At 30.7% G+C, this 26,605-nt stretch carries 30 protein-coding genes; 19 read left to right on the top strand and 11 right to left on the bottom strand.

Annotation, left to right across the window (positions count from 1 at the left end; genetic code table 11):
• Positions 1-12: 12 nt before the first annotated feature.
• Entirely contained in the window at positions 13-651 is a 639-nt protein-coding gene (locus CW733_RS08575) for a glutaredoxin domain-containing protein (protein WP_157811563.1), read from the bottom strand.
• Positions 652-739: 88 nt separating this feature from the next.
• Between CW733_RS08575 and CW733_RS08570 the strand changes: the two genes are divergently transcribed.
• From CW733_RS08570 to CW733_RS08530, 9 genes are all read left to right on the top strand, one after another.
• Entirely contained in the window at positions 740-1,513 is a 774-nt protein-coding gene (locus CW733_RS08570) for a 3'-5' exonuclease (protein ID WP_100996802.1), read from the top strand.
• A 99-nt stretch (positions 1,514-1,612) separates the two neighbouring features.
• On the top strand, positions 1,613-2,224 hold the full coding sequence (locus CW733_RS08565; RefSeq protein ID WP_100996801.1) for a fumarylacetoacetate hydrolase family protein: 612 nt from the start codon (positions 1,613-1,615) through the stop codon (positions 2,222-2,224).
• Positions 2,225-2,566, top strand: a complete 342-nt coding sequence (locus tag CW733_RS08560; protein WP_100996800.1) for an Hpt domain-containing protein — start codon at positions 2,225-2,227, stop codon at positions 2,564-2,566.
• A 10-nt stretch (positions 2,567-2,576) separates the two neighbouring features.
• Positions 2,577-3,824, top strand: coding sequence for a competence/damage-inducible protein A (locus CW733_RS08555; RefSeq protein WP_100996799.1), 1,248 nt, complete (start codon positions 2,577-2,579; stop codon positions 3,822-3,824).
• 78 nt (positions 3,825-3,902) lie between these two features.
• A complete protein-coding gene (gene rpmB / locus CW733_RS08550) occupies positions 3,903-4,139 on the top strand; it encodes a 50S ribosomal protein L28 (protein ID WP_055448832.1) in 237 nt (78 codons plus the stop codon).
• Between the two features lie 26 nt (positions 4,140-4,165).
• Entirely contained in the window at positions 4,166-4,348 is a 183-nt protein-coding gene (gene rpmG / locus CW733_RS08545; protein WP_055448831.1) for a 50S ribosomal protein L33, read from the top strand.
• 9 nt (positions 4,349-4,357) lie between these two features.
• The gene (locus CW733_RS08540) at positions 4,358-4,510 is read left to right on the top strand and encodes a DUF4295 domain-containing protein (protein WP_083476345.1); all 153 of its coding nucleotides are present in this window, start codon (positions 4,358-4,360) and stop codon (positions 4,508-4,510) included.
• Positions 4,511-4,874: 364 nt separating this feature from the next.
• The gene (gene ftsY / locus CW733_RS08535; protein WP_100996798.1) at positions 4,875-5,849 is read left to right on the top strand and encodes a signal recognition particle-docking protein FtsY; all 975 of its coding nucleotides are present in this window, start codon (positions 4,875-4,877) and stop codon (positions 5,847-5,849) included.
• Between the two features lie 117 nt (positions 5,850-5,966).
• A complete protein-coding gene (locus tag CW733_RS08530) occupies positions 5,967-6,395 on the top strand; it encodes an SRPBCC domain-containing protein (RefSeq protein WP_100996797.1) in 429 nt (142 codons plus the stop codon).
• On the opposite strand, the gene CW733_RS08525 is transcribed toward CW733_RS08530, so the two are convergent.
• Positions 6,392-7,468 carry a serine hydrolase gene (locus CW733_RS08525; protein ID WP_100996796.1) on the bottom strand — a complete coding sequence of 359 codons (1,077 nt, stop codon included), beginning with the start codon at positions 7,466-7,468 and terminating at the stop codon, positions 6,392-6,394. The genes CW733_RS08530 and CW733_RS08525 overlap by 4 nt on opposite strands.
• Before the next feature lie 107 nt (positions 7,469-7,575).
• Between CW733_RS08525 and rimO the strand changes: the two genes are divergently transcribed.
• Complete coding sequence (gene rimO, locus CW733_RS08520) at positions 7,576-8,883, top strand: 30S ribosomal protein S12 methylthiotransferase RimO (RefSeq protein ID WP_100996795.1); 1,308 nt, start codon at positions 7,576-7,578, stop codon at positions 8,881-8,883.
• Positions 8,884-8,907: 24 nt separating this feature from the next.
• Here rimO and CW733_RS08515 read toward each other — a convergent pair whose 3' ends face one another.
• The gene (locus CW733_RS08515) at positions 8,908-9,330 is read right to left on the bottom strand and encodes a hypothetical protein (protein WP_100996794.1); all 423 of its coding nucleotides are present in this window, start codon (positions 9,328-9,330) and stop codon (positions 8,908-8,910) included.
• A gap of 186 nt (positions 9,331-9,516) precedes the next feature.
• On the opposite strand from CW733_RS08515, the gene CW733_RS08510 reads away from it, so the two are divergent.
• A complete protein-coding gene (locus CW733_RS08510) occupies positions 9,517-10,071 on the top strand; it encodes a thioredoxin family protein (protein WP_100996793.1) in 555 nt (184 codons plus the stop codon).
• Here CW733_RS08510 and CW733_RS08505 read toward each other — a convergent pair.
• From CW733_RS08505 to CW733_RS08495, 3 genes are all read right to left on the bottom strand, one after another.
• Positions 10,058-10,432 carry a hypothetical protein gene (locus CW733_RS08505; RefSeq protein WP_100996792.1) on the bottom strand — a complete coding sequence of 125 codons (375 nt, stop codon included), beginning with the start codon at positions 10,430-10,432 and terminating at the stop codon, positions 10,058-10,060. The two genes, CW733_RS08510 and CW733_RS08505, sit on opposite strands and share 14 nt — an antisense overlap.
• A gap of 130 nt (positions 10,433-10,562) precedes the next feature.
• Entirely contained in the window at positions 10,563-11,084 is a 522-nt protein-coding gene (locus CW733_RS08500) for a hypothetical protein (protein ID WP_157811562.1), read from the bottom strand.
• Positions 11,081-11,971, bottom strand: a complete 891-nt coding sequence (locus tag CW733_RS08495) for a hypothetical protein (protein ID WP_100996790.1) — start codon at positions 11,969-11,971, stop codon at positions 11,081-11,083. The genes CW733_RS08500 and CW733_RS08495 overlap by 4 nt, the downstream gene beginning before the upstream one ends.
• Before the next feature lie 133 nt (positions 11,972-12,104).
• Between CW733_RS08495 and CW733_RS08490 the strand changes: the two genes are divergently transcribed.
• On the top strand, positions 12,105-12,956 hold the full coding sequence (locus CW733_RS08490; RefSeq protein WP_100996789.1) for a DUF4349 domain-containing protein: 852 nt from the start codon (positions 12,105-12,107) through the stop codon (positions 12,954-12,956).
• Between the two features lie 76 nt (positions 12,957-13,032).
• Positions 13,033-13,965, top strand: coding sequence for a citrulline utilization hydrolase CtlX (ctlX, locus tag CW733_RS08485; RefSeq protein ID WP_100996788.1), 933 nt, complete (start codon positions 13,033-13,035; stop codon positions 13,963-13,965).
• A gap of 1 nt (position 13,966) precedes the next feature.
• Here ctlX and CW733_RS08480 read toward each other — a convergent pair whose 3' ends face one another.
• Positions 13,967-15,958 carry a tetratricopeptide repeat-containing sensor histidine kinase gene (locus tag CW733_RS08480; RefSeq protein ID WP_232730338.1) on the bottom strand — a complete coding sequence of 664 codons (1,992 nt, stop codon included), beginning with the start codon at positions 15,956-15,958 and terminating at the stop codon, positions 13,967-13,969.
• 559 nt (positions 15,959-16,517) lie between these two features.
• On the opposite strand from CW733_RS08480, the gene argS reads away from it, so the two are divergent.
• Together argS and CW733_RS08470 are read left to right on the top strand one after the other, a co-directional pair.
• Entirely contained in the window at positions 16,518-18,320 is a 1,803-nt protein-coding gene (gene argS, locus CW733_RS08475; protein WP_100996786.1) for an arginine--tRNA ligase, read from the top strand.
• Positions 18,321-18,527: 207 nt separating this feature from the next.
• Complete coding sequence (locus CW733_RS08470) at positions 18,528-19,298, top strand: sigma-70 family RNA polymerase sigma factor (protein ID WP_100996785.1); 771 nt, start codon at positions 18,528-18,530, stop codon at positions 19,296-19,298.
• Between the two features lie 125 nt (positions 19,299-19,423).
• On the opposite strand, the gene CW733_RS08465 is transcribed toward CW733_RS08470, so the two are convergent.
• A complete protein-coding gene (locus CW733_RS08465) occupies positions 19,424-20,218 on the bottom strand; it encodes a DUF3050 domain-containing protein (protein ID WP_100996784.1) in 795 nt (264 codons plus the stop codon).
• A gap of 430 nt (positions 20,219-20,648) precedes the next feature.
• A complete protein-coding gene (locus CW733_RS08460; protein ID WP_100996783.1) occupies positions 20,649-21,161 on the bottom strand; it encodes a VOC family protein in 513 nt (170 codons plus the stop codon).
• 156 nt (positions 21,162-21,317) lie between these two features.
• Between CW733_RS08460 and CW733_RS08455 the strand changes: the two genes are divergently transcribed.
• The 4 genes from CW733_RS08455 to CW733_RS08440 all read left to right on the top strand — a co-directional run bounded on the left by CW733_RS08455 (position 21,318) and on the right by CW733_RS08440 (position 25,020).
• Positions 21,318-21,593: a helix-turn-helix domain-containing protein gene (locus CW733_RS08455; RefSeq protein ID WP_100996782.1), complete on the top strand. Its 276-nt coding sequence runs from the start codon at positions 21,318-21,320 to the stop codon at positions 21,591-21,593.
• Between the two features lie 46 nt (positions 21,594-21,639).
• A complete protein-coding gene (locus CW733_RS08450; protein WP_100996781.1) occupies positions 21,640-22,254 on the top strand; it encodes a SprT-like domain-containing protein in 615 nt (204 codons plus the stop codon).
• 125 nt (positions 22,255-22,379) lie between these two features.
• Positions 22,380-23,468: a mannose-1-phosphate guanylyltransferase gene (locus CW733_RS08445; protein ID WP_198520131.1), complete on the top strand. Its 1,089-nt coding sequence runs from the start codon at positions 22,380-22,382 to the stop codon at positions 23,466-23,468.
• A gap of 16 nt (positions 23,469-23,484) precedes the next feature.
• Positions 23,485-25,020, top strand: a complete 1,536-nt coding sequence (locus tag CW733_RS08440; RefSeq protein ID WP_100996780.1) for a DUF389 domain-containing protein — start codon at positions 23,485-23,487, stop codon at positions 25,018-25,020.
• 2 nt (positions 25,021-25,022) lie between these two features.
• Here CW733_RS08440 and CW733_RS08435 read toward each other — a convergent pair whose 3' ends face one another.
• Positions 25,023-25,790 carry an ABC transporter ATP-binding protein gene (locus CW733_RS08435; RefSeq protein ID WP_100996779.1) on the bottom strand — a complete coding sequence of 256 codons (768 nt, stop codon included), beginning with the start codon at positions 25,788-25,790 and terminating at the stop codon, positions 25,023-25,025.
• A complete protein-coding gene (locus tag CW733_RS08430) occupies positions 25,790-26,527 on the bottom strand; it encodes an ABC transporter permease (RefSeq protein ID WP_100996778.1) in 738 nt (245 codons plus the stop codon). Before CW733_RS08430 ends, CW733_RS08435 begins: the two co-directional genes overlap by 1 nt.
• Positions 26,528-26,605: the final 78 nt, after the last annotated feature.

Below are 26,605 nucleotides of genomic sequence, written 5' to 3'. Positions count from 1 at the left end.
AATAATTAAAGCTTAGTTAAAAGCCTCACGTAAAGCACCAATAAAATCTTCAACGCTCGAAATATTATTATAAACCTCACTCTCTATTTTTAAAAGTGGAATGCGGTTTTCGAAACGGTTCTTTTTATCTGCTTGAAATTCTTTAATTATTTTAAGATAAATGGTACTGTCTTTATCGATATTATACTCTGTGTAAGCAATCTTATTGTTCTCTAAAATACGTTTGGTGTCTGGGCAAATAACACAGTCGTTTTTAGTAAAAATTGTTACTTTCTGGTCTTTAATAGCGCGATCTAATTTAAACTCTAAAACTTCAAAATCTTTTTCTAAATCTAAAGCGTAAGCAACTTCATTAACAATAAAAACAGAGTCGTAGTTGCCTTCTGTTTCTGTTAGTTGAATAAGTGTCATTATTTTTATTTTGCTGTTAGCAGCAATATTTCTAATAATAGGCCTGTTGCTACTACGTCTATAATCTTTGGTATCTACTTTTAGGAAAATATCGTAAGAAATAGAATCTGTATTTGTAACGTAGAGCGTAAGGCGTTTGCCTTTTTTTTCTTCGGAAAGTTTAACGAATTTATGATCGTTTTGAGCAAAACTATTTAATGTAAGTAGCAAGAAAGTTATTAGAGTAAGGTATGTCTTCATATTTATAATTGATATCAAAGTAAAAATAATATAATACATTTATATTTGCATAAATCGCACCAGTTTTTGGTGCAAAATTAACAATTACATGCAATTAAATCTCACAAAACCAATTTGCTTTTTCGATTTAGAAACTACAGGTATTAATATTTCTAAAGATAGAGTTGTTGAAATCTCGATTTTAAAGGTGTTTCCAAACGGAAATAAAGAAAGTAAAACATGGTTGGTAAATCCAGAAATGCCAATTCCAGCAGAAGTTTCACTTATTCATGGTGTAACAGACGAGCGTGTTGCAAACGAGCCAACATTTAAGGAATTAGCAAAAGAGATTAGTGTAATGACTAAAGATTGTGATTTGGCAGGATTTAATTCTAACCGCTTCGATATTCCATTATTAGCAGAAGAAATGCTTCGTGCAGAAATGGATTTTGATATGAAAGGAAGAGTTGCTGTAGATGTGCAAACTATTTTTCATAAAATGGAAAAACGAACACTTGGAGCAGCTTATAAATTTTACTGCGATAAAAGTTTAGAAAACGCACATACTGCAGAAGCTGATACATTAGCAACTTACGAAGTGTTAAAAGCACAATTAGACCGTTACGAAGAATTAGAAAACGATACTAAGTTTTTAGCAGAGTTTAGCGTGCATAAAAAGTTTGCCGATTTCGCAGGTTTTATTAATTTTAACGAAGATGGAGAAGAGTGTTTTTCTTTTGGAAAGCATAAAAATAAAAAAGTATTGGATGTTTTAGATAAAGAACCAGGTTACTTTGGTTGGCTTTTAAATGCCGATTTCCCTCTTTATACTAAAAAAGTATTGACAGCTATCAAGTTAAGAGCCTTCAATAATAAGATTTAATTTCTCTGTCATTCCTGCGAAGGTAGGAATCCAATTTTAAAATTGCATTAATATAATAAGATTCCCATTTTCATGGGAATGACAAATTAAAAATTTGCCATGAAACTAATCTGCATAGGAAGAAATTACACAGACCATATTAAAGAGTTGGAAAACGAAAAACCAACAGATCCTGTTGTGTTTTTAAAGCCCGACACTGCAATTTTATTAAAAAAACAACCGTTTTTTATACCAGAATTTTCTAACGATGTGCATCATGAAGTTGAGGTTTTGGTAAAAATTAATCGCGTTGGAAAATATATCGATAAAAAATTCGCACATAAATATTATAGCGAAATAGGTCTAGGAATCGACTTTACAGCACGAGATTTACAAGCACAATTAAAAGCAAAAGGTTTACCTTGGGAAAAAGCTAAAGCTTTCGATGGGTCAGCAGTAATAGGTAGTTGGTTGCCAAAAACAGAATTTAAAGATTTAAACAATTTAGGTTTTAGTTTAAAAAAGAACGACGACATTGTACAACAAGGAAATACAAGCCTAATGTTGTGGAAAATTGACGAAATTGTAGAATATGTCTCAAAATATTTTACTTTAAAGATTGGAGATATTATATTTACGGGAACTCCAGCAGGAGTTGGCAAGGTTGTTGCTAATGATAAACTAAAAGGATTCATAGAGGATAAGCAGTTATTTTCTATAACAGTTAAGTAAATGGAAGAACACTACAAACTACACAGATTAAGAGAATTAGCAGAAGGTGACGAAGAGTTTATCTTAGCTTTAGCTGAAACTTTTTTAGAAGAAGTGCCTGCAGATGCTATAGTTTTAAAAGAAGCTGTAGAAAGTGGTGATTTTCTTCAGACCTACCAAACAGCGCATAAAATGAAGCCTACAATCGATGTTTTCGAATTAGGTGTTCTTGATAAACTAATTGTTGTTCAAGATTGGGGAAAACTAGAAAAAGAGAATGAAGATGTTTCTTCTCAATTAGCAGACGTTTTAGAAGCTGTAGAAAAAGCGGCAAACGAAATTAAGTCTGATTTCAATTTATAATACATAATACATGCAAGCCGAAATTATTACCATTGGAGACGAGATTCTCATTGGGCAAGTAGTAGACACTAATTCGGCATTTATTGGTAAAGCACTCAATAGCATTGGTGTTTCTGTTTACCAAATAACATCCGTACAAGACGATAAACAACATATTTTAAAAGCATTGGCTGAAGCCGAAGAAAATGCAGATATTATTATTGTTACAGGAGGATTAGGTCCAACCAAAGACGACATTACAAAACATACCATCTGCGAATATTTTAACGATACTTTAGTTAGAAACGCCTTAGTAACAGAAAATATAGAAAAACTGTGGCGAGATCATGTAAAGCAGCCTATGCAACAAGTAAACTTAGATCAAGCATTTATGCCTACAAAAGCAAAAGTATTGATGAATTTGGTTGGTAGTGCTCCTGGAATATGGATTGAAAAAGACGGCAAAGTATTTATATCAATGCCAGGCGTGCCTTTCGAAATGAAGGCATTAATGGAAGAAGAAGTACTTCCAAAGCTAACAATAAAATACAAGCGACCATTTATTCTGCATAGAACATTACTAACGTATGGAATGGGAGAAAGTAGATTGGCAGCAAAAATAGAATCTTGGGAAGATAATTTACCAGATTATATTAAGTTGGCTTACTTACCAAATTTAGGAAAAGTAAGATTAAGGCTTTCTGGTAAAGGATTCGATGAGCAAGCATTAAATATTGAAATAGAAAAACAGATTAAAACTGTTTTGCCATTAATAGAAGACGTCTTTGTAGGCTTCGAAGAAGATGGAGATATAGAAGTGTTAATTGCAAAGCAGCTAACTAAAAAGAACAAAACGTTAGCCATTGCAGAAAGTTGTACAGGAGGAAAACTAGCAGAAACATTCACGCAACACGCAGGAGCATCCTCCTTTTTTAAAGGCGGAATGATTACTTATGCAACCCAAACTAAAGTTGATGTTTTAGGCGTTTCTACAGACTTAATAAAGAAGTATTCTGTAGTAAGCGCAGAAGTTGCCGAAGCAATGGCAGTAAAATGTAGAGCATTATATAAAAGTGATTACGCAATTTCTACAACAGGCACTGCAGGACCAACAAAAGGAGATTCAGATGCAGAAGTTGGAACTGTTTTTATTGCATTAGCGACAAAAGAAGGTGTTTTTTCTCAAAAATTTGAGCTTGGAAATAACCGTACAAGAGTGATAAACAAGGCAGTAAATAAGGCTTTAGAGCAGCTTCAAAAAGAAATTTTTAAAAATTGACAAAAAACAGATTGTCAATACTAAAACATTCCCTATATTTGCACCTCGAATTTTAATAACAATTTAAAGTTATAAGTAATGTCAAGAGTTTGTGAACTTACAGGAAAGAAAGCAATGGTTGGAAACAACGTATCGCATGCAAAGAATAGAACTAAACGTACGTTTGATGCTAATTTAATCAAAAAACGTTTCTTCATACCTGGAGAAGATAAGTGGGTAACTTTAAAAGTTTCTACTTCTGCTTTAAAAACAATCAACAAGATTGGGATTGTAGCAATGTTAAAAGATGCAAGAGCTAAAGGATTTATAAAATAATAGCCAAGCTATAAAGGAATAAGAAAATGGCAAAAAGAGGAAACAGAGTACAAGTAATATTAGAGTGCACAGAGCACAAAGATTCTGGACAACCAGGAACTTCTCGTTATATTACAACTAAGAATAAAAAGAACACACCAGATAGAATGGAGATTAAGAAATTTAATCCAATCTTGAAGAAAATGACTGTTCATAAAGAAATTAAATAATAAGGAACCATGGCAAAGAAAACCGTTGCGTCTTTACAGACATCGTCAAAAAGATTATCAAAAGCAATCAGAATGGAAAAGTCTCCAAAAACAGGAGCTTACATGTTTGTTGAAAAAATCATGGCACCAGAATTAGTAGCAGATTTCTTAAACAAGAAATAAGTTAACTTCTTATATACTTTTATTAAAGCTACTTTCTTTTAGAGAGTGGCTTTTTTAGTTGCATAATACTTAAATTATCCCGTTTTTATAGCGGGATTTTTTGTGGAATAACAAAATATCTTAAATAATTCAAAAATATTCAGTTTCTTTACATTAATATGACAAAGTAGCAGTTTTGTAAAAAAGGCTTAACTATTGTTATTATAATTATGGCGTTACCTAAAGGTCGGGCTTTCCGCTATATCTTTTGCAGAAAGAGCAAAAAGGTTAAGACTATTGAGGAATAGTCGAGCGGCTTTAATCCCTAACGCTGAAATAATGTGAAGTATCAACTTCACAACTCAACAACAAACAACAAATAGTAATGAGTTTTTTTAAAAAAATATTTTCTTCAGAAAAAAAGGAAACTTTAGACAAAGGTCTAGAGAAAACAAGCACAAGTTTTTTAGGTAAACTAAGTAAAGCGGTAGCAGGAAAATCTAAAGTAGATGAAGACGTTTTAGATAATCTTGAAGAAGTGTTAGTTTCTAGCGATGTTGGAGTAAATACAACGCTAAAAGTAATAACACGTATAGAAGAGCGTGTAGCAAAAGATAAATACTTAGGAATAGACGAACTTAATAAAATCCTTCGAGAAGAAATAGCAGGATTATTAAGTAAAACCAATTCTGGAGAAGAGACAGAATATACCATTCCTAAATTGGCACCTCAAGCAGACGGAACAAAAACACCTTATGTATTAATGGTAGTTGGTGTAAACGGAGTAGGAAAAACAACAACCATAGGTAAGTTAGCATACCAGTTTAAAAAGCAAGGCTTAAACGTGGTTTTAGGAGCAGCAGATACGTTTAGAGCAGCAGCAATTGAACAATTACAGGTTTGGGCAGATAGAGTAGAAGTGCCAATGGTAAGACAAGATATGGGAAGTGATCCAGCAAGTGTAGCTTTCGATGCTTTAGAATCTGGAGTTACTCAAAATGCAGATGTTATTATTATTGATACAGCAGGACGTTTACATAATAAGATTAACTTAATGAATGAGTTAACTAAAGTAAAACGTGTTATGCAAAAAGTAATTGGAGATGCACCACACGACGTTTTACTTGTTTTAGATGGCTCTACGGGTCAAAATGCATTCGAGCAAGCAAAACAGTTTACAGCAGCAACAGAAGTAACTTCTTTAGCAGTTACAAAACTTGATGGAACAGCAAAAGGAGGAGTTGTAATTGGTATTAGTGACCAATTTCAAATTCCTGTAAAATATATTGGTGTTGGAGAAGGTATTGAGGACCTGCAAGTTTTTAACAAGCATGAATTTGTGGACTCGTTTTTTAAGTAATAAATTCCTGCGAAAGCAGTAATCTTATTAATTATTGTGTTAATAGTATTTTATGTGTCATTATAAGACACAAAGTGCGTGGCAATCTATTAAACTAAAATTTCATAGTTTTACTTTATGAGTCATACTATATTTCACGATGTTGTAATTAAAACAAAAAAAGAAAACGTGTTTAATGCTTTTACACAACCAGAGCATTTAAACAATTGGTGGACTTTAAAATCTTCAGGGAAACCCGAAATAAACGCAGATTATAACCTCAATTTTACAGACCAATACAATTGGTACTTTAAAGTTTTAGAAGTTAGATTAAACAAATCATTCTATTTAAAAACAACAAAAGCTGATGACGATTGGAATCCAACAACTTTTGGTTTCGAATTAAAAGAGCACGAAGATGGTACTTTGGTAGAATTTACACATACTAATTGGCAAGAAAATAATCATCATTTTCGAAACACTTCTTATTGCTGGGCATTATTACTAAAAGGTTTGAAAACTTACCTTGAAAAAGATGTTATTGTTCCTTTTAATGAACGTGATTAATCAATTAGTAAATTAATTTTCTCCCATAAATCATTATCAAAAGTAGAGAGTGCAAAATTAGAATTGTCTGCAGCTTCTCCCATTCTAACAATAACAAGTTTTTTGCTTGGGACTATGTATGTTTTTTGATCATTTTTACCTAAAGCTGCAAACATATCGCTAGGTGCATTAGGAATTAACTCTCCATTAAATTCAAGCTGACTTTGTGGTAAATGATATGTATTTTTTCCGTTTAGCCACCATAAATAGCCATAAGCTCTATTAATGTCTTGAGAAGTGGATGTTGCTTCATTTATAAAGTTTTCTGGAATAATTTGAGACGTTTCCCATTTTCCATTTGCAGACATTAATAAACCAAAACGCGCCATACTTCTTGTATTACTCCAGTACACACTTAAGTCACTAAAAGGAATCCAAGCTCCAGTCATGCCTATTCTGTCTCTAAGTTTTGTATTGAAATAGTTAGACCAACTTTGGTTACTTGCTTGAGTAATTACATCTTGCATTTTTACATAGACATTATGGTATGCCCATCTTTCTCCTGCGTCTGTAACATATTGTAAGTTTTCTGGTAAAACCGAATCTCCAATACTATCATCAAGACCTGTGGTCATGGACAATAAATTTTCACAAGTTATTAATTGTTCTTTTTCTATTGAAGCGCTTGTCCATCCTGTGCCTAAATAATCAGATACTTTATTGTTAATATTTATTAGATTTTCGTGTTGGGCAATTCCAGAAATGGCTGTTGTTAGTGTTTTGCCTGCACTTGCCCAATACCAGTTAGATTCAATATCATGATTATTAAAATAGTTTTCTATAACAATTTTACCATCGTGGAGCACAATAAAACCTTTGGTGTTTTTTTCTTCTAAATAATCTAAAAGTGGTTGTAATTGGCTTTCATTCCAATTCAAGCTATTTATAGATTTTGTTTCCCAATTAGTGCCGTCAACTGTTGGGAAATAAACAGATTCTATTTCTGTAACATCTTCAATTACTGTTTCGTTTGTACTACAGTTACTAATTAATAGAAAGAGTATTAAATAAAATGACGGTATTAAAACTTTCATAGACAGTGGTTTTGTAATTAGACTATAAAGAAAACTAAAAGTTTAATGTTTCACTATTATTCATATATCTTAAATCATTACGTATCTTTGCAATCCAAAATTAAGATATGCGTACTAAGTCACTTAAGAAGAACAAAATCAATGTAATAACTCTTGGTTGTAGTAAAAATGTTTACGACAGCGAAGTGTTAATGGGACAACTAAAAGCTAGCGGTAAAGATGTTGTACATGAGCAAGAAGGAAATATTGTTGTGATTAATACTTGTGGTTTTATTAATAATGCCAAAGAGGAAAGTGTGAATACCATTTTGGAGTACATGCAGAAAAAGGAAGATGGTGATGTAGACAAAGTATTTGTTACTGGTTGTCTTTCTGAAAGGTATAAACCAGAGTTACAAAAAGATATTCCAAACGTTGATCAATATTTTGGAACTACAGAATTACCAGGTTTATTAAAAGCTTTAGGTGCAGATTATAAACACGAACTAATAGGTGAGCGTTTAACAACAACACCTAAAAATTATGCGTATTTAAAAATTGCTGAAGGTTGCGACAGACCTTGTAGTTTTTGTGCTATTCCGTTAATGAGAGGAAAGCATAAAAGTACGCCTATTGAAAACTTAGTTATTGAATCAGAAAAACTTGCAGCAAACGGAGTAAAAGAATTAATACTTATAGCTCAAGATTTAACGTATTACGGATTAGATATCTACAAAAAAAGAAACTTAGCCGAGTTACTTGAAAACTTAGTAAAAGTTGAAGGTATCGAGTGGATTCGTTTACATTATGCATTCCCAACAGGTTTTCCTATGGATGTGCTTGATATTATGAACCGCGAACCTAAGATTTGTAACTATTTAGATATACCATTACAACATATTAGCGATTCTATATTAAAAAGTATGCGTCGTGGTACTACAAAAGAAAAAACTACGAAGTTGCTTAAAGAATTTAGAGCAACTGTTCCAGACATGACAATTAGAACAACATTAATTGTTGGTTATCCAGGAGAAACACAAGAGAATTTTGAAGAACTTAGGGAATGGGTTCGCGAGATGCGTTTTGAACGTTTAGGTTGTTTTACATATTCTCATGAAGAAAACACACATGCATTTAATTTAGTAGATGATGTGCCTCAAGATGTTAAGCAAGATCGTGCTAATGAAATTATGGAAATTCAATCTCAGATTTCTTGGGAATTAAATCAAGAAAAAATAGGTCAAGAGTTTAAGGTAGTTATCGATAGAAAAGAAGGCGAATACTTTGTTGGAAGAACAGAATTCGATTCTCCAGATGTAGATAACGAAGTGCTAATTAATGCAACAACAACCTATTTAAAAACAGGAGAATATACTACAGTAAAAGTTACTGAAGCTGCAGATTTCGATTTATACGCAGAACCAGTTACTAAATAGAAATATTAGTTATTAAGATTTCTTTTAAAGTTCTGCTAAAGCAGTATAAGCATCCATACTAGAGAAATTAGCTTCTAGAGGAAACACATTGTATTCTAATATTTTAACAACTTTCATAAGTTTATTGAAGTCTTTTTGCTTGTAAATACGCATTAAACTATCATCTGCTTTAAAGTACATTTGAGTGGTGTTTGTAGCCATGTCGTTTCCGTAGAAAAACAAAATTTCATTTTTCTTTGGTTTAAAATAACGATAGTCTTCAGTAATATTTCCGTCTTTTAGATAATAAATCTTAAGATTTATTTTTTCAGTTTCAACATCATTTTGAATATTTAATTCTGTTGGATGTATCTTATAACGCGTGACTTGTAATAAATTACTATCATTGTTTTGAGCTGAAATAAAAGAGGTAACAAAAAGGAACAGGAGTATTAGGGAATACTTCATTTAAGGGATAATGTTTAAGGGTTGCTATTAATATTTACGAATAAAGCAATAATTATTTGATAACTCAAATAAATTGGTATAAAATCGTAAAAATAATTATCAGTTTAGCTTTTTTAGATGTTATTTGTCTCTAAGTATTTAAAGTTCCTCATTATCAGTTTCATAACTAAATTTAAAATAAAAAACATGGCTTTAACAGAATCTAATAGTTTCGAAAATGGAACACTTGCACCTGAATTTTCTTTACAAGATGTTGTTACAGGTAAGTTAATGAATCTTCAAGATTATACAGGAGATAAAGGAACTGTAATAATGTTTATATGTAATCACTGTCCATTTGTAGTACATGTAAATGCGCAATTGGTAAAAGTTGCTAACTATTACCAAGAGAAAGGAATTGGGTTTATTGCTATAAGTAGTAATGATGAAGCGACTTATCCTCAAGACAGACCAGAATTAATGAAGCATGTTGCAGCTAATTTAAAATATCCTTTCCCTTATTTATACGATGAAACTCAGGAAGTAGCTAAAGCTTATGACGCAGCTTGTACTCCAGATTTTTATGTGTTTGATGCTAATTTAAAAGCAACATATCATGGGCAGTTAGATAATTCTAGACCTGGAAATGGGATTCCAGTTACAGGAAAAGACTTGCGTGAAGCTATAGATGCAGTATTAAATAATAAAGCACCTTTAGAAAACCAAAAACCAAGTATAGGTTGTAATATTAAGTGGAAGTAGTTTCGTTTTTTAAGGATTTTACTATTTCCTTTTTATAAATTTTAGTGTAGCGTTCTCCAAATGTGTCTATAATGGTAGCCATTGCAAAATGAATCATTAAGGCAGTTGAAATTCCAAAGGATATAGATTTAATATCTGTTTTAGATTGAATAATAGCTAAAACAAAGAAAAGCATAGCATATATGCATTTTAGAATAAAGAAAAATTTTAGGTTTTTGTCTATAATCAACTTGTCTTTTTCGAGGTAGTCTTTAGGTGACTCTTGATATGTTTCTAGTTTACTATTTACATTGTTTGTATTGTTTACGAGAAAATAACCTGTAATAAATACACCAGTTTCTATAGTTCCAAGTATAAGCATGGTAATATCAAAACCTTAAATTGAGGTTTTGATATTATAAAAAATAGACCTACAGAAATAGAAACCAAAAACTCCAACGCTTAGGCCAAGCAGTCGTTCGCTTTGTAAATAATGAGATACAAATTCCATATTACTTAATTTTATTAAACTTTAGTTTCTTCGATTGCATTTGCTTACCATCCACGTTTATTGTTTTAAAGGTGATTTCTGCCCAAATGGAATCTTGAGTTTTATTGTTTTTCGATGTTACATTATATAATAGTTTCATTTTTTGTGTAGAATCGTTGGGTTTTAATACGCTTCCTTTTAGTCTTAAACTATCTATTGTAATTTCTAAGCTTTTTGGTACTGCTAAGCTATCTTTTGTGAATGTTTTTAATTGTGATGTTAGAGAGTCTTTAAATTTAGGATGTTTTTGTATTAACGTTAATACATCGTATAATTCTTGAAGTTTCTCAGTTGTTAATTCTTTAAATTCAAAAGTTTCGGTTTTATTATTAGTAGTTGTTTCTTCAGGAACATAAAATTCCTCAAGTTCCAGATCCATTCTCACGTCTTCAGTAACTTGTTCCATTTCACTAGAACTTTTTACGGTTTTATTTTTGCAAGAAACCATAATTAATACAATAAAAATATAGAGGGATTTTTTCATTTTATTATAAATTTTAGAGTTCCAATTTTTCCGTTTTCTATAGATTTATCTAAAATTTCTATCTTTTTTAAGCTTTTTGTTGGTATTGTTAATATTCTAATAAACTCATCTTTAGAATATAACTCAATGTCCATTTTGTTTTTAAAAAGCCTGTAAATTTTGGCATCATTGGCTATGAGTAAATCTAATTTTTTTATGTGTGCTTTCCAATCTTTAATATTACCATTCGCATAGTAATGTAGCATTAATGCATAATCATCTGGTTTTACTTTTACAATTTGGTTGTAATTAGAGTTTATATTTCTAATTATGGTATCTGTTTTATGGTAAGGAGATTGTACTACAAATTTTATAATGTCGTTTTTTGTTTTAAATAAAAAGCAACCCAAGCTATCCGTTTTATAATGCATTGGAGACTCGTTATCCTGTAATATTTTTATATCTAATGGAATAGAGGTGATGTTTTCATTTTTAATAGCATCTATAAAACAAAATTCGAAAGTGTTTCTAGAATCAATGGTGAATAAAAGTAGCAAAAGAGGTAAAGGAGATAGAAACCATAATTTTGATATTTTTTTCTTTTTAGCAGATGTTTCCATAAAAGTATTTTCTGCTTTAAAAGCATTCCAATTTTTATAATCTACATAAGTACTTAGTAAGTTTAAGACATCTATTCTTGGTAGTTTTTTAGGCTCATTTTTAATGTATGTATAAAACCATTTTTCACTAACCTTTCCTTTAACTTTATCGAATAAGTCGTTTTGAAATATAGTTATGTCTTCACCTTTCCAATCTGTAATAGGAGAATTACAGCTGTTGTTTTTTAAAAAAGTAGCTTCGATAGCTTTTTTTAAGTGGTTAAAAAGATGTTGGTCTTTGTTATTCAAATTATTATATCTATCTAGTAGTTAGTGGTTTATATGTTGTAAAATGTTTTACAAATACTTTACAAGAGTTTTTCAAAAGAAAAACGGTTAATGGTAATAGGTTTGTTTTAGTAATTCTTAAAAATATAAAATTATGAAAGCAATGAGAGTAAAAAACGGATTAAAAATTTCAGTAATAATAATGTTCATATTTATGTATGGATGCAAACAGAGTAGCTATAAAGAATTTGTAATGGCTGATGCTGTAGAAGTTTCTGAAAGTTATGAGATAGTTGAAGAGAAAGAAATGACTTATAAATTAAATTCTAACCAAACAAATGTACCTTTAAATTTAAAGATTATTAAAACAGCTTCTTCGAGATATAAGGTGAAAAATATAGTGACCGCTACACGTCGAATTAAAATAATAGCGCAAAAGCATGGTGCTTATATTTCTGATTTAAGATTCCAAAACGATTTGTATAAAAAGGAAAATAGATTTACTATTAAAGTACCTCAAAAGTATTTTGATACCGTTATGGACTCAGTAAACACTGTTGTAGATTTTGTAGAATATGAAAACATTACAACTAAAGATGTTACCGAAGAATATATAGATATTGAAACCAGACTAAAAACAAAATTAGAAGTAAAAGCACGTTACGAAACTATCTTGCGTAAAAATGCTAAAACGGTAGAGGATATATTGTTGACAGAAGATAAGCTACGTATTATTCAAGAGGAAATAGAATCTGCCCAAGGACGATTAAAATACCTAACAAATAAAGTAGCTTTTAGCACAATACAAATAGATTTATATGAGCCTGTAGAGTATAAAGCAGAACCAGAAACATACACTAAAACTTTTTGGGATGAAACAAAGCAAGGTTTTGCTAACGGTTGGTGGTATATAAAATCATTTGTTGTTGTTTTAATTAATTTGTGGCCTTTATTAATTATAGGATTAGTTACATTCTTTTTTGTAAGAAAGCGTCTTAAAAAATAAGAGATATATAATTTTATGAAAAATAGAATATATGATTTACATATTCTTTATTTTTACACTCTAAAAATTACAAATAATGCAACAAACAACAAATACTATATTAATGATTCGTCCAATCAGTTTTAGAATGAACGAACAAACAGCAATTAACAACTATTTTCAAGAAAATTTAGATATAAAAAATGCTGAAATTAATGCAAAAGCGCAAGAAGAATTTGATGCTTTTGTAGAGAAATTAAGAGCTGTAGGTGTTAATGTTGTTGTGGAGCAAGACGATATATTATTAGACACTCCAGATTCTATTTTTCCTAACAATTGGATGAGTTTTCATGAAAATGGAAATGTAGGACTATATCCTATGTTTGCAGAAAACAGAAGAAAAGAAAGACGCGACGAGGTTTTTATGCGTTTGGAAAAAGAAGGATTTAAAATAAATAACATTGTAGATTATACTGCAGCAGAGGATGAAGGTGTGTTTCTAGAAGGTACTGGAAGTTTACTATTAGATCGTGTAAATGACAAAGCGTATTGTGCTTTATCACCTAGAGCAGACGAAGGTTTGTTTATAGAATTTTGCGAAGATTTCGAATACACTCCAGTTGTTTTTACAGCTAACCAAACAGTAGATGGTAAGCGTATGGCTATATATCACACAAATGTAATGATGTGTTTAGGCGAAACATTTGCGGTAATTTGTTTAGATACTATAGACGATAAAAAGGAACGCAAAAACGTAATCAATAATCTTAAGGAGGATGGTAAAGAAATAATAAAAATTACTGAATCTCAAATGGCAAACTTTGCTGGTAACATGTTACAAGTAAAAGGTAAAGACGATAAATTATATTTAGTAATGAGTCAAGCAGCTTACAATTCTTTATCTGAAGCTCAAATAAAAAGCTTAGAAAAGCATTGCGAAATATTATCAAGCTCTTTAGAAACTATTGAAACTTGTGGTGGAGGGAGTGCACGCTGTATGATGGCAGAGGTATTTCTACCAAAGGTGTAGTTCAAGTATTTACAGGATTTTTAGTTCTAGATTTAGGCAGCTCTACAAAAAAGGTGCTGCCTACATTTAGTTCACTATCTACCCAAATACGACCTTGATTAAGTTCTACCAATTCTCGACAAATAGTTAAGCCTAATCCAGTTCCTTTTTCGTTGTCAGTTCCAACAGTTGTAAATGTATTGCTACCAAATAACTTGTGCTGGTTTTCTACAGTAATACCAACACCGGAATCTGAAATACTAAATGTTCCACTACTAATACCCATACTGTTGGCTATAGTAATAGTATCTCCTTTTACACAAAACTTAACAGCGTTTGCTAATAGGTTTTGAATAATTATTTCTACCATACTTCTGTCTGCATAAACAACATCTGCAATAGTTATATCTCTTAAAACAATGCCTTTACTTTGTATTTTTCGCTCTACTAATTTTATTTTTTCGTGAAACACTTCTTGTATGTCAAATAAAGAAGGTTTTGGTTCTAAAGACTGCATTTGTGATTTAGACCAATTAAGTAAATTGAATAGTAGAAGTGAAGCATTATTTACGTTTTCACTCAGTTCTGGTAACAAGCTATTATACTCCTCTTGAGATAATTGGCCATCTTTTAGTAAATCAATAAAGCCTTTTGTGGAGGTTAGCGAATCTTTTAAATCGTGAGAAACAATAGAAAACAGTTTGTCTTTAACATTATTAGTACTTTCTAAGTGCTTACTTTGTTCTAAGATTGCTTCATTTTGCAATTTTATTTTTTGGTTTTTATCCTCAAGATCTTTAGTATATTTTACTCTACTACTTCGTTTTAAATAAAATAAAACAAAGAATATTAAAAGAACAGCAAAAGCGGCTAAAACGGCATAAAAAATCAACTTTAAACGGTCTAGTTTTCTTTTGCTTTCAACATCTACTATATTAATAGAGGTTGTGTTTTTTACAGTTTCATTGGGTATTGTTTCTATTTCACTAAGAGGTTTTTCTTCAAGAATAATGTTGTTCTGTTTTTGTTTTTCGGCATCTAATTTCGATTTTACTTTATTGTATTCTCTTTGCCAAGCAAAAGCTTTCTCAAATCTTCCTTTTGTAGAATCTAAAGCCTTCATAAGCTTATAGCTTTCTAATAACTCAAGTTTATCGTCAATCTTTCTTCCTAAATAACCTGCTTCTAATAATTGTTCTTCAGCAGTTTTAAAATGATTATTCAATATGTTTAATTCGCCTAAATGATTAAGGGACTTTAATATGCCTTGTTCATTATCTAATTGCTTGTTTAATTCTAAGCTTTCAAATAAATACTTTGTAGAAGTTCTGTATTCTTTAGTTTTTATATGCACACCTCCTAATTCTGGAAGAATACGTGCTCTAAGTTTTTGGTCGTATGGTTTAACATTAGCAAGCGCTTTCTGGTAATGAAGTATTGATTTTGGATAGTCTTTTTTTATTAAATTTAATCTTGCTAAATTAATATTACACTCAATTATACTATTAGTATTATTAACGTGTTCTTCAACCTCTAAATTTTTTAGAGCGTAATCTATAGCTTTTTCAATTTCACCACTGTTTTGGTATGCCTTTGCTAAATTTCGATAGCCGAAAGCTAAATCGTCATTTACTTCCCCTTTTTCTAATTCATCAATACTATCATGAGCATATTTTAGGCCTTTTTTATAATTGCCATACTCAATTTCTAAAACAGCTAATTGGTTTTTTACTTTAGCAAGTGATAATGAGTCTTTAAGTATGCTAAATATTTTTTTTGCTTTGTTAAATTGATTAAAAGCATTTAAGTAATCACCTTCTTTATTAAAAATCAATCCTTTGTAGTAGGAAATATTGGCAAGTCCTTTTTTGTACTTTAAATTTTCAAATAACGCTTCGGTAGCTTTAATCTGTTTTAAAGCATTATTGTAGTCTTTAGCGTCGTAAAGTAGTTTTATTATTTCAAGAGAAGTTTCAACTTTCGTGGAGTCTGTTTTTTGGAAAGTTAATTCCATATTCGGTTGTTCTAGTTCTTCATTTTGTGAAAAAGCAGTGTAGGGTAATATAAAGCATAAAAGAATAATTAGTCTTCTCATAAATACTTATGGCAAAAAGTAACAATAGTTAACTAAAGGTTTCTATGGTTTTGTAAAGGTTATTTACAATAGATATAAACATTTGTTTGTTAGAATTAATTTAAGTTGAATAAATAGCTTGTCAAAAATTAGAAAAAGCCTTCTATTATACTAATTTATAGGTTTTAATACCAAAATATTAGTTTAAGTGAACTGGCTTAGTTATGTCTATGCAATTTAACGATAAATAGGAAATTTAATACAAAAATATTCGATTTGTCGATGAAATGCATAATGTTGTTTTTTCTGCTAAAAAACTAAGGTTTGCTAACATAGTTTTAGATCTGTTAGAGGAAGAAAGAAAGGATTATTTATACCTTTTTTAGACTATAAACCTTGTTTTTTTTGCTTGGCTAAAAATCCTATAGAGAAATCAAAAGATTATAAATTATGTTAAGTCAATATATACTATATTTGTCGGTCTAAAATTAGACCTAAAATGAACCTTCAAGCAACATTAACACAAGCGGTAAAACAAGCTATTAGCACAGTTTATAAAGCCGAATTAGAAACCGTAGAATTTCAAGCAACACGTAAAGAATTTGCTGGAGATATTACAGTAGTTGTGTTTCCAATGTTGCGCGTGGTAAAAGGAAATCCTGTACAAATAGGAGAAGCTATTGGTCAATTTTTAGTGGATAATGTAGAAGAAGTAAAAGCGTTTAACGTAGTAAAAGGCTTCTTAAATATTGAAATTGTAGATGCGCATTATGTAGCATTTTTCAATGAGATTAAAGATCAAGACACTTTTGGATTTACAACACCTAAAGCAGAAGATAAAGCTGTAATGGTAGAGTATTCTTCGCCAAACACAAACAAGCCTTTGCATTTAGGGCATATTCGTAACAACTTATTAGGTTATAGTGTTGCCGAAATTATTAAAGCCTCTGGTAAGAAAGTATATAAAACACAGATAATTAACGATCGTGGTATTCATATTTGTAAAAGTATGTTAGCTTGGCAACGTTATGGTAATGCTGAAACTCCAGAGTCTACAGGCTTAAAAGGAGACAAGCTGGTTGGTAATTACTATGTAAAGTTCGATCAAGAATATAAAAAAGAAATAGCTGCTTTAATTGCTGAAGGTAAAACTAACGATGAGGCAAAAAAAGAAGCACCAATTTTAATTGAAGCACAACAAATGCTTCAAAAATGGGAAGCTGGTGATAAAGAAGTTGTAGCACTTTGGAAAACGATGAACCAATGGGTTTATGCTGGTTTCGATGTTACTTACAAAAACCTTGGTGTCGATTTCGATACCTTGTATTACGAAAGCGAAACCTATTTATTAGGAAAAGAATTTGTAGACGAAGGTTTAAAAACAGGAGTATTCTTTAAAAAAGAAGATGGTTCTGTCTGGTGCGATTTAACCGAAGACGGTCTAGACGAAAAAATAGTACTGCGTAGTGATGGTACAGCTGTTTACATGACGCAAGATATTGGTACAGCAATACAACGTTTAAAAGATTTTCCAGATGTTGGTGGTATGGTTTATACTGTTGGTAACGAGCAAGATTACCACTTTCAGGTCTTATTTTTAATACTGAAGAAATTAGGTTTCGATTGGGCTAAAAACCTATTTCATTTAAGTTATGGTATGGTAGATTTACCAAGCGGAAAAATGAAGAGTAGAGAAGGAACAGTTGTAGATGCAGACGATCTTATTGCAGATATGTCTGGCACAGCACAAGAAATTTCTGAAGAATTAGGAAAGCTTGATGGCTACAGTAAAGAAGAAAAATTAGACTTATATAACACTATTGGTTTAGGCGCTTTAAAATATTACATCTTAAAAGTAGACCCTAAAAAACGTATTCTCTTCGATCCTAAAGAATCTATCGATTTTCAAGGTAATACTGGGCCTTTTATACAATATACTTACGCTAGAATACAATCTATTTTACGTAAAGCTGAGACTACTTTAAAAAACGATAGTGTTACACTTAGCACAGTCGATGTAAATTATAAGTTAGAGGACAAAGAAAAAGCAGTACTTAAACAATTACAAGGTTTTCCAGAAATAATACAAAGTGCTGCAAATAATTATAGTCCTGCTTTAATAGCAAACTATATTTACGAATTAGTAAAAGAGTACAATTCATTCTTTCAAAACTTGCCAATTGTAATGGGTAACGATAATAAAGAGTCTGTTGTCTTTAGAGTGCAGTTATCTAAAACAGTAGGAAGTACTATTAAAAATGCGTTTAAATTGTTAGGAATAAGTGTTCCTGAGAGAATGTAGTTTTAGAAATTTTATAAAATAAAAACTCCAAAGCTTTTTAAGTTTTGGAGTTTTTTTAATTAAATTAATAACCTATACTTTGATAGTGCATAATTATTTAAGGACGTCTAAATATAATTTCATTTTTTTGTACTGAACTGATTTTTATCATATTCATTAAAATGAAAAACTGATACTTTTATATTTCACTATTTAAGTAAATATATTATGCAAACCAATGTTTCATATTACGAAAGTAAAAAAGAGTTCCGTCTATTCGTAACCAATTCCTTTTCAAGTCTTATTCAGCTAAAAAAAGAAGATAGTCAAACGTCTTTTAATGCGTTAGTATTAAAAATAATGCCTGAAATTAAAATGTATGTAAATGGAAGGTTAGATACAGCTATAAAAAAAGGAGATTTTTCCAAAGGGAAATATAAGGCTGATGATTTTATCGATCAATTATTTATTGAAATTTACGATAACATTGAAGATGTTGAGAATGAAAAAGATTTCTATATGTGGTTATTTAAAAAAACCAATGACTTGTTGGAAGATGCTATTGTGGAAGAGGAGTTTGATGAAATTTTCTTTAAAAACATAGATGATTATTCCAAACCAGAATGGGATGAAATGCAGGAGAAATATAGTGTAGATGCTGGTGGAGATTTACTGATGGTTGAAGAATTGGATGATATGTCTTATAACCATAATGATTATGTATTGAGTGATGTCTTTATAGAAGATAGTGAACAAGCATTGATTAGTAAAATAGATAAAAATTTAAGTATTCAAGACATTAAAAACCACACAGCAATGGTGTTGCATAACTTGCCTTTGGCAATGCGAAATGTGTTTGAGTTGTATACAAATCAAAAATTAACTTTAGAAGAAATTGCTCAAATACGAAATAGTACTATTAATGAAGTAGGTCAAGTTTTAAAAGATGCAAAAAAAGCATTACAAGTAAGTTTTTTTAATAGATATCCTTTGAGTTAAGTGATTTTTTTATGGTTTCGTTTAACATGTACGGTTGGTTGCGTGGTTAAGCAACTAATTTTGTAAAAATTAAACGAACCAGAGGGAATTTCGAAGGAATTTCCACGTAGGCTAGAAGCAAGAAATTAATTATACACGGTGTTATATGCAGGCTTTTTATTCTGGATTAAATCAGATATAGCATTCCAAAGTTCAATTCGTTTTTCTAATGATTGTTTCGCTACTGTTAATGTTTCATTCCATTTTTGCTCATCATCTTTACATAATTCAGAAATCATCTCAAGAGATAGAGGGCCATGTTCATCTCCGTCAAGTTCAATATGTCGTTCGAGATAGTAATTTATTTTGTTGTACACTTTGTTTTCAGAATCTGAATTCTTAAGAATTTCGATAAACATATCTGGAATAACATCTTCTCGTCCAAATGTAAATGCAGAAGCTACAAGATGTGGCTTGTTTGTTTCAATAATCGAAAATGTGAATTTAACAAAATTAGCTATTCTTGTATCGACATTAACTTGACTCAAACAATACTCGACTGAATTCCCTAATTCAATAAGCTTAATAAAATCATTGATTTTATTGGTATTTCCATTTACTTGGAACATTGCATCTAAATACATCTCAAAATGACTCTTTGGTTCTCCCAATTCATTAATGTCACTTTCCTCTCCGTGAACAATTTCATTTATAAATCTTGATAGTTTTGGGTTTTTTGGTGGTGTCCAAGGTGTTTGAACTTTAGTGAGGTTTATTTGAAGATTCTTTAAAAGAGACATGAAATCCCATACTGCAAATACGTGATTTTCCATAAAAATTTTTATGTCATTAATGTTACGTAAATTTTCATAAAGTTTATGATTTTTCAATTCATTTCTTAATTCAGAAAGCTCATTTTCTATATACTCTATTTTATTCATTTTTTAATTTATCTATTAGTTATAAATGATATATGCCTCAAATTTAAAGCTATAAATTGAAAATATCTTAAATCAGAAATAAATATAATAAATGATTAAATAGTTAAAAGTTTTAGTAATCAAGAAAAGTATATAGCTCTCGTTTAGATATGCCGTAGACTTGCATATATAAAATCGTTTCAATGTTTTATACCATACGTTAAACGAAGTTAGCAGAGAGATTTGACAAAGTCAAATCACTTTTTCTGTTTAGAAATTGATTAATACTGCATTATCTCATTAGGTTTTTTTATTTTTAGAACTTTTTTGATAGTACTAGTTTTAAATAAATAGTGAAAATCCAAAATCTAGTAACTATAAAAAGTTACCAACTAAAAAACCCAAAACTAAAAATAGCTTTGGGTTTTTTATATAATGCAGGTATTGGCCTTTATTTTGAATAAGCACCTGAAGAATAAGTTAACTCATAACTATGTGTGTAAATTTCAAAAACAATACCAAAGGGATCTTCAACATAGCACATTTTAAAAGGCTTGTCTTTTGGGTAGTATTCTCTTATAGGCATTCTTTGTTTTCCACCATAAGCAACAATTTTATCAATTAATTCTTCAATATTTGGATCCTGTATACAAAAATGAAAAAGTCCAGTATTAAAAGGATTAAATTCGGGAGCTTCTTTGATTCCGTTTGGAAAAGAAAATAATTCAATACCAATACCATCTGAAGTTGCTAAATGTGCAATTTCAAAAGTTGTCCAATCGTTTCCAAAAACGTCAATACACATTTGTCCAATTGCAGTTTCTTTTTCTTTTTTAACTGTAGAAGGTTCCATAATTACATACCAACCCATGACTTCCGAATAGAATTTTACTGCTTCTTTTATATTTGGAACCGTAATACCAATATGTGAAAATGATTTAGGATAATTTTTATTAGTTGTCATAATTTCTAATTTAGATTACAAAATTAATTTATATTTGCCATATTGGCAATAACTTACTAAATGGTACTATAGTCACCTAAAAGAGTAAATTATTGATAATAAGTAATTTAAATATGTAATTTGAATAAAAATAATACTTGTCCTTTAAATTATACAATGAGTTTAATAGGAACAAAATGGAAACCTTTAGTTTTATTTCATTTATTAGAAGGTGGATTGCGTTCTGGAATATTACAAAAGAAAATCCCAGGAATTTCTAATAAAATGTTTACTCAAACAGTAAGAGAGTTGGAAAAAGATGGGCTTGTTTCCAGAAAAATTTATCCTGTAGTTCCTCCTAAAGTAGAATATAAATTAAGTAAAAGAGGAGAATCGCTGGAACATATTTTAAGAGGTTTAGATAAATGGGGTTTAGAAGATACATTAAGTTAATTGTAAAATTATATAAAGTCAATTCCCTTTTCTTATTTTTGTACCAATGCAAAATACAATACAAAATCACATTCCAAGTCAAGCCATTCCAAGAGTTGTTCAACTTTTAGAGCATGATAATTTAGTGGTTTTAGTTAAAAAGGAACGCAAAACCAGACATGGCGATTATAGAAAATTACCAAATAATAAACACCAAATAACTATAAATAATAACCTTAATAGCTACCGTTTTTTAATTACACTTGTTCACGAAATAGCTCATTTCGAAGCTTATAAAAATTACGGAAGATTTATAAAACCACATGGATTAGAGTGGAAGCGAACGTTTCAGCATTTAATGTTACCATTTATAAACCCAGAAGTGTTTCCTGTGGATTTATTACCATTATTAGCAAGGCATTTTAAAAACCCAAAAGCGTCTAGCGATACAGATGTGCATCTCGCCTTAGCTTTAAGGCAATTCGACGCACCAAATAATAAAACCTTTATATTTGAATTACCTTTGGGTGAAACGTTTCAATTTAGAAATAATAAAATTTTTAAAAAAGGAAAAAAACGGACTAAACGTTACGAATGTGTAGAGCTTGCAACAGGTAAAGTATATTTGTTTAATCCAAATGCAGAGGTGGAACCAATACCTTCGAAAGAAGATGTCTCATGAATTGGAAGCAGCGTTTTAGTTATTAATAAATAACACTTGTCATTCTTGCGTAGGCAGGAATCCACAATGTTAAGATATGTTTTATAATAGATTTCTGCCTTCGCAGGAATGACATAAAAGGAATGATGGAAAAGAAAAATAAAAATTATTATGCCATATTAATGGCTGGAGGAGTAGGTTCAAGATTTTGGCCAGTAAGTACAGAAAATTTTCCAAAGCAGTTTCACGACATGCTTGGAACTGGCGATACACTTATTCAAAAAACGTTTAATCGTTTAGCTACTTTAATACCAAAAGAAAATATTTTTATTTTAACTAATGAGCGTTATAACGATTTAGTGTTCGAGCAATTGCCAGAGGTAACTAAAAGACAAGTGGTTTTAGAGCCAGCAATGCGTAATACTGCGCCTTGTATCTTATATGCTTCTTTAAAAATACAGAAAGAAAATAAAGATGCAGTAATGATAGTTGCACCAAGTGACCATTGGATTGAAGACGAAAAAGCCTTCACAGATAATGTGCAACAGTCTTTTAATTTTTGCGAGAATAATGATGCTTTAATGACATTGGGTATTACACCAACATTTCCTAATACTGGTTATGGTTATATAGAATACGATAAGGCTTCAGAAAATGATATAAAATCTGTAAATCAATTTCGTGAGAAGCCAGATTATAAAACGGCTAAAAGCTTTATTGATCAAGGTAATTTTTTATGGAATGCTGGTATTTTTATGTGGAGTGTTAAAAGTGTAGTGGAAGCTTTTCAAAATAATCAACCAGAATTATTTCAACTATTCGAAAAAGGAATTCCAACCTACAATACAGATTTTGAAGACGATTTTATAAGAGATAATTATGGTAAGGCTGAAAATATTTCGGTGGATTATGCTTTAATGGAAAAATCTAAAAACGTCTTTGTTTTACCTGCTACCTTCGATTGGAACGATCTTGGTACTTGGGGAAGTTTATACGATAAGTTAGATAAGGACGAAAATAACAATGCAGTTGTAAACGCAAGAACATTAACCGAAGATGCTTCGGGCAACATGATACGTACCAAGGCAGATAAAGTTGTGGTTGTAGATGGCTTGCAAGATTATATAATTGTGGATAAAGATGAAGTTTTGCTTATCTTTCCAAAGACAAAAGAACAAGATATTAAAAAAGTGCTTCAAAAGGTTAAAGCTAAATTTGGAGACCATTTAGGATAAGATACTAAAAGTAAACATGAGCGACGAAAGTAAATTTAATTTCGCTGAAGAGTCTGAAAAAGATGAAGCAGCCAAAGCGCAAGTAGCTAAAGAGGAAGCTCTAAAAAAAGACGAAGCTGTAAAGGAATCTAAAGAAACCGTAAAAAAAGACGCTTTAAATTTTTTTGATAGCATAAAATCTTTCTTTAACGAACTGCTAGATTTTAGAGATGATACAGATAGAGATGCCACAATAGATGCCATAAAAGCAGATATACCCTTTAAAGGAGCAACTGCATGGATTTTAATTTGTTCCATTTTTGTTGCTTCTGTTGGTTTGAATGCAGATTCTGCAGCAGTAGTTATTGGAGCCATGTTAATTTCACCATTAATGGGACCAATTTTAGGAATTGGTTTAGCTATTGCAATTAACGATATCGATACTTTAAAACGCTCGCTTGTAAACTTAACAACGATGATTGTTTTAAGTTTAATAACAGCATTTCTATTCTTTTGGTTATTTCCGTTAAGTGAAGATACTTCAGAGCTTTTAGGAAGAACACAGCCAGATATTCGAGATGTTTTAATTGCCTTTTTTGGTGGCTTAGCACTTATTATAGCAAAAACAAAAAAAGGAACAATTGCTTCTGTAATTTTTGGTGTTGCCATTGCAACAGCATTAATGCCTCCTTTATGTACAGCTGGTTATGGATTGGCAGTAGCAGTTTCTGGAGATGTAGCTAAAGGTATTGGTTTTGCTAAAGGCGCAATGTATTTATTTACCATAAATACTATATTTATTGCTTTGGCGACATTTTTAGTGTTAAAATTATTACGTTTTCCAATGCTTAAATATGCTAATTCAGCAAAGCGAAAGCGTATAGCTAGAATAGCATCTTTAGTCGCTGTAGTTGTTATGATACCTGCTATTATGACCTTTTTAAGCGTGCTAAAAAAGAGTCAGTTTGAGGCAGATGCTAAAAAGTTTATAACTAATGAGTTAAAAGCGTTGCCAAATGCTAATTATATTGAAAAATATGCAACGTTTGAGTATCATCCTGAGGCTATTTCGAAAATTGAATTAACTACGTTTGGTGCAGATATTATTTCGGATGACACAAAAAGAGTTATAGAATCGCGTCTGTCTGCATATTCAAATTTAGATGGTAAAACACAGTTGTTAGTAAATCAAACTAAAAATAGAGTGGTTAATAATCTTGAGTATATGGAAGAGCTAAGAAATCGTGATTCTTTAGACTTAATGTCTCAACAGCAAAAAATTACTTACTTAGAAGATAAGGTTAAAAATCTATCAAAATTTGAACGTAATCAAATTCCGTTTGAAAGCTTAACTGAAGAAGTAAGAATTAATTATGAAAACCTTGATGCCTTTGGTTATGCTTCAAAAATAAATTCTAACTTTAAGACTATTGATACTATTAATGTGTTTAGTATTAAATGGAAAGATTCTATTGCTAATGACAGCTTAAATATAATTCAACAGAAAAAAATAGAGACCTGGTTGAAATTTAAACTAAAGTTAGACACCTTAGTTATAGAGGTGAAGAAGTGAAATTAACTATTCTCTTTCAAAATAGCTTCGCGTACTTTTTTAAATAAGTTTGAAGAGTATACAAAGTCTGTAACAACTTCGTTATCTGTTCTAAATATAGTGTCTTTTGTACCTTCCCAAGCTTTTAAGCCATCTTTAAGAAACATAATATTATCTCCAATTTCCATAACTGAGTTCATGTCGTGAGTGTTAATTACAGTTGTAATTTTATACTCTTCGGTAATTTCATGAATTAAATTATCGATTACAATGGCTGTTTTAGGATCTAAACCAGAGTTAGGCTCATCACAAAACAAATATTTAGGATTGTTTACAATAGCGCGTGCAATAGCAACACGTTTTTGCATACCTCCAGAAGCTTCACTTGGCATTTTATTGTGAGCGTCTTCAAGGTTTACACGTTTTAATACAATGGCTGCACGATCACGCATTTCATCTTTTTTAAGCTTGGTAAACATGCGTAATGGAAACATTACGTTTTCTTCAATTGTTAAAGAATCGAATAAAGCACTACCTTGAAATACCATGCCTATTTTTGCACGCATATCTCTTTTTTTGTCTTCAGTTAAATTAGCGAAAACTTCACCATTGTACTCAATGCTTCCTTGTTCATAATCATATAATCCCAATAAACATTTTAAGAAAACCGATTTACCAGAACCACTTTGTCCTATAATTAGGTTTGTTTTTCCTTGATGAAATGTTGCACTAATACCTTTTAAAATATGAGCATCTCCAAACGATTTATGTAAGTTTTTTACTTCTATCATTAGCTTAGTAATAATTGAGTTGCTAAATAATTTATAATAATAATAGCGACACTAGTCCAAACAAAAGACGTAGTACTTGCTTCACCAACTTCGAGAGCACCACCTTTCATATAATACCCATGGTAAGAAGGTATGGTAGCTAAAACAAAGGCGAATAAAAATGTTTTAATAAAAGCGTAAACAATATGAAAAGGTTCAAACTCTTGTTGAATTCCTGTAATAAAATCATCTGCAGAAGCATAACCACCATAAATACACGCCATTAAACCTCCTATAACACCTAGAAACATTGCAATAGATATTACAAATGGATAAAAAGCCATTGCAACCAGTTTTGGAAAAACAAGATAGTTTAATGAGTTAATTCCCATAACCTCTAAGGCATCAATTTGCTCTGTAACACGCATAGTTCCTATGCTTGAGGTTATAAATGAACCTACTTTTCCTGCCATAATAATGGACATAAATGTAGGCGCGAATTCTAATAGAATAGATTGTCTTGTGGCAAAACCAATTAATTCTTTTGGAATTAATGGATTATCAATATTTAATGCGGTTTGAATAGTAACTACACCACCAACAAAAAAGGCAATAAAGGCAACGATACCTATAGAACCAATTATTAAGTCGTCTATATCTTTAAGTATAAGTTCTTTCATTACAGACCATTTCGTAGGCTTACGAAACATTTCTATAATCATTAAAAAGTAAGTGCCAATATTGTGTAGATACTGCATATAAGTATTGAAACGATTAAGGTTTTATTATTTGTTTTAAAACCTAATTGTATTAATTGCTAAAGTATAAAAATCTAA

It is taken from the genome of Lacinutrix sp. Bg11-31, from assembly GCF_002831665.1.
Taxonomy (GTDB): domain Bacteria; phylum Bacteroidota; class Bacteroidia; order Flavobacteriales; family Flavobacteriaceae; genus Lacinutrix.
The sequence above is the reverse complement of the archived record's forward strand: the minus strand, read 5'-3'. Positions and strand labels throughout refer to the sequence as shown.